Genomic DNA, 9284 nt, shown 5'->3' with positions numbered 1-9284 from the left:
GGTTGATCACCAGAAAGTTCGGCCCTTCGCAAAATGCGTCCACCGGGCAAACGTCCACGCAGTCGGTGTACTTGCAACGGATGCAGGCTTCGGTGACCACGAAGGTCATGGCAATGCCTCCGGGTCAGCCGCCGCAGGCGCCGCAGCAGGAGTCCACCCCGTGCACAGGCTTGCTGTCTGCGGGTTTGACGATCTCCACGCGCCATTGCTCAGGCCCGTTCTCCAGATCCGTCCAGCTGAAGGCGCCGTAAAGACCGCTGTCGAACTGACCGCGCAGAGGCAGCGGATTGTGGTCGTTGATGAGCTCCAGTGCCGCGCCGGGAGGCAGGGCTTTAAACGTGGTGAACACCAGCGAATGGCGGTCTTGCGGCGCGATGCTGCGCAGGTCCACGGTGGCGGAAGGAGTGCGGGGTGTGTTCATAGGATGGTCCTGAAGTGGAGGGGAAAGGAATCGGGTTCTGAAAGCCGAGCGCGAGGAGAGACGGGCGTCACCCGTCCTTGCCATCAAAGCGTGTCGTGAGCAGCCAGGGCGTGTAGATGAAAAGGTAGATTGCAAAGGCCGCTGCCCAGCCCAGCGCAGACAGCATCAGGGCCAGCGGCAGCCACGCCGGCATGGCCAGCGGCAGCAATACGCGAGCCGCTGCTGCCAGCATGACCAGCACATACGCTGCGATCTCAGCACGAGACACCTGCAGCGCGCGGCCCGTGTGGCCGCGGGCGGTGCGGGTCATCATGCCGATGATGAGCCCGCCCGTCGCGCCAATTGCCAGGGCATGTACGCCCGCTGACATGCTGAGCGCCCCAAACCTCGCCGCCGCCAGCAATGCCAGGCCGAGGGGAATCCATGCATACGAGAGGTGCAGGATCCACAGGATGGGGCGGTGGCGCGTGATGGCAGGCTGCCATTGCAGCAGCCGCCCGAACTGGGCCAGCGCTGCGAGCACCAATACAAAACCACCAAACATGTTCCAGCCGGCCCCAGCCGGGGCGAACACCCACAGCAGCAAGGCCAGCGCTGTCAGTGCCAGCGCGGCGCGTTCCACCGGCGCGCGCACCTTGAGTTTCAGACCGGGGGTTGCGCTCATGGTGAAAGCCGGTATCACGCGGCCCGCAATCACGCACTCGATCATCACGATCAGAGCCAGGGCCGCATACAACGGAGCCAGCGGGGAGACATCCAGCACGCCGACCAGTCCGAGGTGAAAAACACCGTTGGCCAAGGCGAGCAGCATCAGCATTGCAGCGAGCGGCAGGTTGCGCCGGTTGCGCGCGCGCAGCAGGAGGCGGGTGAGCACCGTTGCCACCAGCGGCAGCAGCGCCAGGTCCAGCACCGCATACAAGGTGTACGGCCCGGTCACTGCCGCCACCCGCGCCGCGAGCCACAGCAGCGCGAGGGCCCCCAAAGCAGTGCCGCGCGGTGTGGCCAGCCCCGTCCAGGCTTTTACGGCAGTGAGCAGAAAGCCCAGGATGACCGCGACCGCAAAGCCGAACAGCATTTCGTGCGCATGCCACAGCAGGGGGGGCAACGCCAAGGCAATGTGCCATTGCCCCAGGTACAAGGCCACCCACAGCGGAATCGAGAGCAGCGCAAACGCCGCTGCCCCCAAGTAGAAGGGCCTGAAGCCCAGTCTCAGCAGCGGCCAGCCCGAAAGCTGTGGCGCTGCGGCGGGCTCGGCGGGCGAGGTGTGCAAGGGCAGGCTGGACATGATGGTTGGGCAATGCAGGTTGGCAGGACCCGGCAAAAATTTGAATAGGTATATGATATGCATCTTATACCCAAAGTGCTATTCAAGAAATATAGTGAAACATTAATTAACGGAGGTTCCAATGCGTAAGTTCATGATGATTGCCGCTCTTGCCGCAGCCGCTCTGGCGTCTGGCTGTGCCACCAAACCGGGCGGTGTTCTCCGCGCAAGTGATAAAGACGTTGCCCAAGCGGCCACCGGCAAGTTGCTTTCGATGGAAGAAGGCCGTCGTGGAACGACCACCGTGACGAATACTGCGGCTGGCTTGGTGTCGTCGTCGCAAGGCAGCTCGACGCTGGGCCTTCTCGGGTTCGCTGTTGATGTGCTCGACCATGAAAATGCCAAAAACCGCGATCGCTACTTGCTGGTCAAAATTCAGGACGAAACCACCAATGAGGTTGTGGTGTTCCATTCAAGTTTGCTGACTATTCCTAAGTACGCCGACGTTGGTGATCGTGTTCGCATGATTTACAAAAAGAACCGTGCTGAGGCTATGTACAACCTGACGCGCAACCCGCAATACGACGAAATGACAAGGTGAGATCAGGCGGGTGCCCGCCTTTTCTCTTTCTCCTGAAGCTGTCTCTCGTTGTACCGGGCCATGGCTTCAGGATTCGCTCTGAACCAGGCATCAGTCCATGCCTTGGCGGCTCTGACAGCGTCGTTGAAATCTTGTTGGGTGAACATTTGCACCTTGCGGGCGCCGTCCTTCAAATACAGCTTTAGGGGCATCCATGCGACTTGCCGAGTACACCGACTACACACTGCGCGTCCTGATGTACTGCGCGGCGCGCCCGCAGCAGATCGTGACCATCAGCGAGCTGGCCCAGCACCACGGGGTGTCCAGAAACCATTTGATGAAGATCGTGAACGACCTGGCCCGGCAGGGTGTACTGGCCACCACGCGCGGGCGGGGCGGCGGGCTGCGCTTGCTGAAGGACCCCGCCGAGCTGCGCATTGGCGATGTGGTGCGTGGCTCTGAAACCGATTTCCGACTCGTCGAATGCTTTGACCCTGAATCCAACCAGTGCACGTTGTCATTGACGTGTCGCCTCAAGGGATTGTTCGGCGCCGCGCTCCAGGCCTACTTTGAGGAACTGGATGCAATGACCCTGGCCGATATTGCCGGGCCCGCCGACCTTGCGGTCACAGTGCCCGCAATGCTGCCCGGCGAGGCGCCAGTGATGTTCCCGCAAACCCTTCGCAAGCCCGGCAGCGCGGCACAGCGCCATGCGCTCGCCGCCTGTGGTGGCGATGCACCCCGGCCCGCCGCTCTCGCGGACGGGCCGATCCCCCGTGCCTGACGCTTAGCGTCAGGTCACTTTTTTGTTCAACCAAGGAGTTTTCATGTCACAACCTCATCCCGGCCTGTCTGCCGCCACCATCTACCCCTTTGACGCGCGGGGCGTGGCAAAGAGGTTTCGGCACGCCGCCATCTTTGGCGCGCTGGACAGCCTGCAGCCGGGTGAAACCATGCGCTTTGCCAATGACCACGACCCCTTGCCGCTGCTGTCGCAGATTGCGCAGCGCTACGGCGGGCGTATCGGCGTGGAGTACCAGCAGCGGGAGCCCGGCGCGATCGTGATCGACTTCAGCGTGCACTGAGCGCAGCGGCCTGCGGCGACACGCCAGGGTGCACCAGTGGTGCACTAGGCGAGCACGTCGCTGTACGCCGCCACTTTGTCAAACTGCGCCTTCACGAAAGGGCATTCAGGGACCACCTTGGTGTGCGTTGATCGCGCCCACTGCACCAGCGCGTCCATCAGCTCGCGACCCACGCCTTTCCCGCCGAGTGACGGGTGCACTTCGGTGTGGTCCACGACGACCCGCTTCGCATGGGTGCGACTGTAGGTCATCTCGGCCAGGCGCTGGCCGCTTTCCTCAAAGTAGAAGGCCCCCTGCGCGCCGTTGTCGTGGTGCTCGATGATGTGCTGCATGGATGTGTGGAGCAGGCCGATGTGATGCTGCCGAAGTATCGCGCAACGCGCCACTCCCGGGGGCCAGGCGCGCGGTGGCGGCGCGGGGGCAGCAGTCCGCCGTGTGACCGCGTCAGCCCGTGGCTTTGGTCGTCACCGCCGCCGCGTGCCTGCACCCGGCGTACATGTCCAGCGCGGGGTTGTAGGCACCGGTCTTTACATCCATCAACCCCAGCACCGAGTGAAAGTAGTTGTCGTGCGTGATGCGCCGCTCGGCCAGGTCGTGCTGCAGGCAGCCGGTGGCCACCTGGGTGCGCGCCTGCATGGCGGGCGAGAGCCAGGTGATCCACGGCACATGCTTTTGCACGTCGGGCGCAATGGAGTAGGGCAGGCCGTGCAGGTAGAGGTTGTTCTCGCCCAGCGATTCACCATGATCTGCTACATAAACCATAGCTGTCTTCGCTTGTCTGTCATGCGTTGAGAGCCATTTTAGCACTGAATCGAGGAAAAAGTCCGTCTCCACGACGCTGTTGTCATACCCGTTGACGACCTGCTGGCGATCGCACTCCTGCAGCGATGTGGAGGTGCATTCGGGGCCAAACTTCTTGCTGTCGGGCGCCGAGCGCTTGTAGTACGCGGGGCCGTGGCTGCCAATCTGGTGCAGCACGACCACGGTGCCGCGCTGGCGTTGTTCCGCGGGCAGCGCGGCGATGCGGGTGTCCAGGTCTTGCAGCATCACGCGGTCCAGGCATTCGCCGCCGGGGCACAGGGCGGGGACTTGGTCTTTGGTGGTGACTACTTCGCCAATGCGGTCGCACACGCCCTTGCAGCCAGACTGGTTGTCCACCCACAGCACGGCCAGGCCAGCGTGGTGCAGCACGTCGATCAGGCTTTCAAAGTTGGCGGCGCGAGCCTCGTAGCCCGTGCGGCCCAGGTGCGAGAACATGCAGGGCACCGATGCCGCCGTGCTGGTACCACACGACCAGGCGTTGCGGGCGCTGACGAGGTCGGTGCGCGCAGACAGCAGCGGCGTGGTGTTGCGCTCGTAGCCGTTGATGCCGAAGTTGCCGCTGCGGCCGGTTTCGCCCAGCACCAGCACCAGCAGCGGGGGCTTGGCCTGGCCCGCATAGCTGGCGCCCAGCTGCGCATCGCGCCCCACGGGTATCAGTGTGCTGGTGTCCATGCGCAGGGGCTTGGTGGCAATGTTTGCGAGGGCGTACACGCTGTTGAGCGGGTTGATGAGGTAGCGCAGCTTGGTGTGGTTGCGCATGGTGGAGGCAAAGTCCTGGAACACCAGCAGCAGGCACACCGTGATGACGGCTAGGGCGCCCGCCAGCAGCAGCCCATTGTGGGCCACATGGCGCAGGGCGCCCAGCCGCAAAACGGGGCGGCGCAGCAGCCACCACAAAGGGGGTACGGCCAGCGCCAGCACGGTGGCCAGCATGCGCCAGTTGAGCAGGTCACCCGCCTCTTTCACGTCGGTCTGCAGTACGTTGGTGAGCATGCTGGCGTCAATGGCCACGCCGTAGGCCAGCATGAAATACGCGCCAAACGCAGCCATCACCACCAGCACGGCGGCAGCGGGCTTGAGCGTCCAGCGCCAGGCCAGCAGGGCAAGCAGTGCGGCATTGCCCGCTGCCACGATGAGCGCAAACGCGATGGCAAACCCCCAGCCGCGCAGGCTGCCCTGGCCCGGCAGCTGCGCCACCTCGCGCCACAGCGGCACGTTGCAGGCCGTGGCCAGCCAGGTGCTGATGAGGACCACCACCCAAGCGGGGTGCAGGTGGCGCGCTGCGGTGGAGGCGGATGCGGGCGGGGTGCCGGTGGCAAGGTGAGGGAGCAGCAGGCGCTGCAGGATCAAAGGCATGGAGCGCACTGTGGCGGCCCATGCTTAAGGGCGCATTAACGTGCGGGAGTCCCTGTGGATAGTGCTTCCACGAGCTGCCGCGCGTGGTGCTGCACTTGGTAGGCCATGGAGCACTGCACAAAGTAGTCGCCGTGGTCATAGCCCGCATGGCGGCCCAGGCGGCTTCGTACAAATGGGTGTCCGGCTGCTCGGTCAGGAATTTGTCGGCCAGGCCCTGGTCGATGAAAATGGAAGTTGGGCGACATTGGAATCAAACCTGCGAGGGAGTATTTGCATGAACCGACCAACGTGCCGATTGCTGGGGCCATTCGCCCTGTCGCAACAGACAGCGCTTCGGTCCCTGAGCGCTGTGGCCCTTTCCTTTGTGGGCGGCTTGGCAAGCGCGCAGACCATCACATCCGCAGCGGTAGGTGTCGTTGGCGTGCCGGTCGGCAATGGGTTTGCCCTGGTCGCAACCGCCGCAGTTCTGGCTGGCTCGGCCGTGTGGATTTTGCGTGGCGGGCGCCGGAAACAGCGGCTGCCGTGGTTCCTGGCCGCCGTGATGATGGTGGGAGGCATCTCGAACAGCCAGTCCCTGTGGGCGCAGATACTTGCCCAGTTCACGCAGCCGGCTGGGGAGGCGCTGCCGATCACGGTAACGCCCATCGTTGCGGGCGGAATGCTGCAGGGTTTCGAGCCGGTCGATTTTCTGAATGCGTCCGGCAAGGATTTGCAGATTGCGGCGATCGACCCGCCGGACTTCAACGACTGCTTTTCGACCAGCCCGCCACTCCCCCTGCCACCTCCGGGCAGCGGCGGGCCGCCCGCATGCGCGGCGGGGCTCGGGTTGGCGGTGGGGGCCTCATGCCGCGTGAACGTGGACGCGATCTGCAAGGCATTGGCCGCACAGGCGACGGCCGCTATCAACATGGCCACGCCGACGAGCTTGAGCTTTCCCACGAACAGCACTGTCACCGTCGTAGTGTCCGCCGATCCGGCGTCACCCGTGCCGGCGCAGAACGTCGCGGCGAACATCCCTGGCGGCAGCGGCATCGCTGTGCAGAGCAGCACCTGCCCGGTGTCGCTTGCGCCCGGCGCTTCGTGCTCCATCGCCTTCACCAGCGCAGTGGCAGAGGGGCCGACGATTGTTGAGATCGCCGGCACGAACACCGCGTCCTTGACGGTGAACCTGACGGTTGCCACCCCCCCGGGCATCGCCATCAGTGCGCCAGTGCAGCAAGCACGCATCATCGCGGTCGGCGGCGCGGCCCTGGCCCTGACGGTGACGAACGATGCCGGCAGTGTGCTAAATGCCACCGGCATCACCGTCACCAACAAAGCCCAGGCGCCGGACATGGCGGTGGACGACACCGACTGCGCCAGTGTCGCCCCTGGAGCGAGCTGTACGCTACTCCTCACATCGAACACCCCCTATGCTCCGGTCACCATCACCATTGGCGGCAGCAACACGGCCAACAGCCCGACAGCGGCGGTTGCCTTCTCCTACCTGGGCGGGCTGGTATTCCAGGAATCAGGTGGCTCCGGCAAGGTGGTCATTGACGCGGCGCAGGAATTCACGTCGATGTGGACAGGGGCGTCAGCCGACATCCCCGGGGCGACCAGCCCGAGCAATGGCGCAAGCAATACCAACGCCATCGTGGCCGATGCCTCCTGCAACGGTGATCCGTCCAACTGCGCCGCACAACAATGCCGGAACATCAGTGCGGATTGGTACCTGCCGGCGCGAGACGAGCTGGCGGCAGTCCACAGCGCGCTGTGTTCCAACAGTGCGCTACCGTGCACGTTCGGCGGGTTTACGTCTGGAACCCGCTGGAACTCGACGCAGGCGTTTCCCACGGTAGCGCAGGTGCTGGGCTTCCCGTCGGGATTGGGGTTGGGGGTCCCTAAGAACAACAGCGCACGCGCGCGATGCGTCAGGGCGTTCACGCCCTGACAACCCCGGCTGGTTTCGAGAGGCAGGCTGCGAGTGGTAAAGCCCGGCGTGGTGCGTGTCGGGCTGTTCGTCCGTTAGCCTCGAGCTGCGTGCGCAGCAGCGGCTGCGGCGCCAGCGCGGTAGCCCATGGTGTTTACGCTGGTTAATATGAAACCAACAGCAGCCAGCGTTTGCTCGGTGAGCGCTGGTGGGCAGTTTGGCTTGAGTTTTCAGGACAATTTCAGCCCATGGGCGTGGTGCTGCAGGTGGTCGGCCATAAAGCTCTGCACAAAGTAGTAGCCGTGGTCATAGCCCGCATGGCGGCGCAGGGTGAGCGGCTGGCCGATGGCGGCGCAGGCTTCTTCCAGCAGCTGCGGGTGCAGTTGCTCGGCCAGGAATTTGTCCGCCAGGCCCTGGTCGATGAGGATGCCAGCGGGGTACGGGGCCATGGGCTGGTTTTGCATCAGCACGGTGGCATCGTGCTCGCCCCAGGCCGTGCGGTCGGCCCCCAGGTAGCCGGTGAAGGCCTTCTCGCCCCACGGGCACTGGGTAGGCGCGCAGATGGGGGCAAACGCCGACACCGTCTTGAACCGGCCCGGGTGGCGCAACGCCAGGGTGAGCGCGCCGTGCCCGCCCATCGAGTGGCCAAAGATGCCGATGCGCTCGCCGTCCACGGGCAGGTGCTGTGTCAGCAGGGGCAGCAGCTCGCGCACGATGTAGCTCTCCATGCGCCAGTGGGTGCGCCAGGGCTCCTGCGTGGCGTCGAGGTAAAAGCCTGCGCCAATGCCGAAATCCCAGCCCGCGGTGGCACCGGGGAGCGACTCCACCTGCGCGCCACGCGGGCTGGTGTCGGGTGCCACCAGTGTCAGGCCCAACTCGGCCGCCAGGCGCTGGGCACCCGCTTTGGTCATGAAGGTTTCTTCATTGCAGGTCAGGCCCGCCAGGTACAGCACTGCGGGCACGGGGGCTTGTTGTGCTTGGGGCGGCAGGTACACCGAGAACTTCATGGGCAGCCCGATCTCGGTGGAGTCGTGCTTGTAAAACCGCTGCTCGCCGCCGAAGCAGGCGTGGGCGCTTTGCAGGTCCAGGGGAGTCGTCATGGGTAAATGCTCTGAAATTGATAGCTTTTGGCGCTTTTTGGATAAGCGCTAGAGGCTGATTTGGCCTCTAGTGCCTGCCCGTGGGATTCAAGCGGCGTACTTGACCACCGAGCGAATCGATTTGCCTTCATGCATCAGATCAAACGCTTCGTTGATGTCCTTGAGGCCCATGGTGTGCGTGACAAACGGCGCGAGCTGGATCTTGCCCGCCATCGCGTCTTCGACCATGCCGGGCAGCTCACTGCGGCCCTTGACGCCGCCAAATGCGGTGCCCAGCCACTTGCGGCCGGTGACGAGCTGGAAGGGGCGGGTGCTGATCTCTTGCCCTGCACCGGCCACGCCGATGATGACCGACTGGCCCCAGCCGCGGTGCGCGCATTCGAGTGCAGCGCGCATCACGTTGACGTTGCCGATGCATTCAAAGCTGTGGTCCACGCCCCAGGTCGTCATCTCCACGATGACCTGCTGGATCGGCTTGTCATGGTCCTTGGGGTTCACGCAGTCGGTGGCGCCAAAGGTGCGGGCTAAGTCGAACTTGCTGGGGTTGGTGTCAATGGCGATGATCCGCCCCGCCTTGGCCAGCTTGGCACCTTGAATGACGGCCAGGCCGATGCCGCCCAGGCCAAACACGGCCACGGTGTCGCCCTCTTGCACCTTGGCGGTGTTTTTGACGGCGCCCAGGCCCGTGGTCACGCCGCAGCCCAGCAGGCAGACCTGCTCGGGGTTGGCGTTGGGGTTGACCTT

10 protein-coding genes and 1 pseudogene are annotated in these 9284 nt (G+C 64.4%); 4 read left to right on the top strand and 7 right to left on the bottom strand.

The features are described from left to right. The 3 genes and pseudogenes from ACK4OE_RS24045 to ACK4OE_RS24035 all read right to left on the bottom strand — a co-directional run. Window positions 1-109 (bottom strand): annotated as a pseudogene (locus tag ACK4OE_RS24045) (ferredoxin); the annotation flags it as partial. 15 nt (window positions 110-124) lie between these two features. Then, the gene (locus ACK4OE_RS24040) at window positions 125-421 is read right to left on the bottom strand and encodes a DUF2249 domain-containing protein (protein WP_409888835.1); all 297 of its coding nucleotides are present in this window, start codon (window positions 419-421) and stop codon (window positions 125-127) included. A 67-nt stretch (window positions 422-488) separates the two neighbouring features. Next, window positions 489-1706 (bottom strand): NnrS family protein, encoded by a 1218-nt coding sequence (locus ACK4OE_RS24035; RefSeq protein WP_409888833.1) that lies wholly within the window; start codon window positions 1704-1706, stop codon window positions 489-491. A gap of 121 nt (window positions 1707-1827) precedes the next feature. On the opposite strand from ACK4OE_RS24035, the gene ACK4OE_RS24030 reads away from it, so the two are divergent. The 3 genes from ACK4OE_RS24030 (at window position 1828) to ACK4OE_RS24020 (ending at window position 3350) form a co-directional block, all read left to right on the top strand. Further along, the gene (locus ACK4OE_RS24030; RefSeq protein WP_409888832.1) at window positions 1828-2286 is read left to right on the top strand and encodes a hypothetical protein; all 459 of its coding nucleotides are present in this window, start codon (window positions 1828-1830) and stop codon (window positions 2284-2286) included. Between the two features lie 193 nt (window positions 2287-2479). Then, window positions 2480-3049, top strand: a complete 570-nt coding sequence (locus ACK4OE_RS24025; RefSeq protein WP_409888830.1) for an Rrf2 family transcriptional regulator — start codon at window positions 2480-2482, stop codon at window positions 3047-3049. Between the two features lie 43 nt (window positions 3050-3092). Continuing rightward, the gene (locus ACK4OE_RS24020) at window positions 3093-3350 is read left to right on the top strand and encodes a DUF2249 domain-containing protein (protein ID WP_409888828.1); all 258 of its coding nucleotides are present in this window, start codon (window positions 3093-3095) and stop codon (window positions 3348-3350) included. A gap of 44 nt (window positions 3351-3394) precedes the next feature. On the opposite strand, the gene ACK4OE_RS24015 is transcribed toward ACK4OE_RS24020, so the two are convergent. Together ACK4OE_RS24015 and ACK4OE_RS24010 are read right to left on the bottom strand one after the other, a co-directional pair. Beyond that, window positions 3395-3682 carry a GNAT family N-acetyltransferase gene (locus ACK4OE_RS24015; protein ID WP_409888826.1) on the bottom strand — a complete coding sequence of 96 codons (288 nt, stop codon included), beginning with the start codon at window positions 3680-3682 and terminating at the stop codon, window positions 3395-3397. Between the two features lie 112 nt (window positions 3683-3794). Continuing rightward, window positions 3795-5528: a phosphoethanolamine transferase gene (locus ACK4OE_RS24010; protein ID WP_409888824.1), complete on the bottom strand. Its 1734-nt coding sequence runs from the start codon at window positions 5526-5528 to the stop codon at window positions 3795-3797. Window positions 5529-5802: 274 nt separating this feature from the next. Between ACK4OE_RS24010 and ACK4OE_RS24005 the strand changes: the two genes are divergently transcribed. Then, a complete protein-coding gene (locus ACK4OE_RS24005) occupies window positions 5803-7461 on the top strand; it encodes a midcut-by-XrtH protein (RefSeq protein WP_409888822.1) in 1659 nt (552 codons plus the stop codon). A gap of 209 nt (window positions 7462-7670) precedes the next feature. Here the strand turns inward: ACK4OE_RS24005 and fghA are convergent, their stop codons facing one another. Together fghA and ACK4OE_RS23995 are read right to left on the bottom strand one after the other, a co-directional pair. After that, window positions 7671-8540 (bottom strand): S-formylglutathione hydrolase, encoded by an 870-nt coding sequence (gene fghA, locus ACK4OE_RS24000; protein WP_409888820.1) that lies wholly within the window; start codon window positions 8538-8540, stop codon window positions 7671-7673. An 87-nt stretch (window positions 8541-8627) separates the two neighbouring features. Further along, window positions 8628-9284 (bottom strand): zinc-binding dehydrogenase (locus ACK4OE_RS23995; RefSeq protein WP_409888818.1); only part of this gene is annotated, 657 nt, incomplete at its 5' end.

This window comes from Acidovorax sp. (assembly GCF_046314175.1).
Taxonomy (GTDB): Bacteria; Pseudomonadota; Gammaproteobacteria; order Burkholderiales; family Burkholderiaceae_C; genus Acidovorax.
Note: the sequence above shows the minus strand (reverse complement) of the source record. Positions and strands in the feature narration are given on the sequence as shown.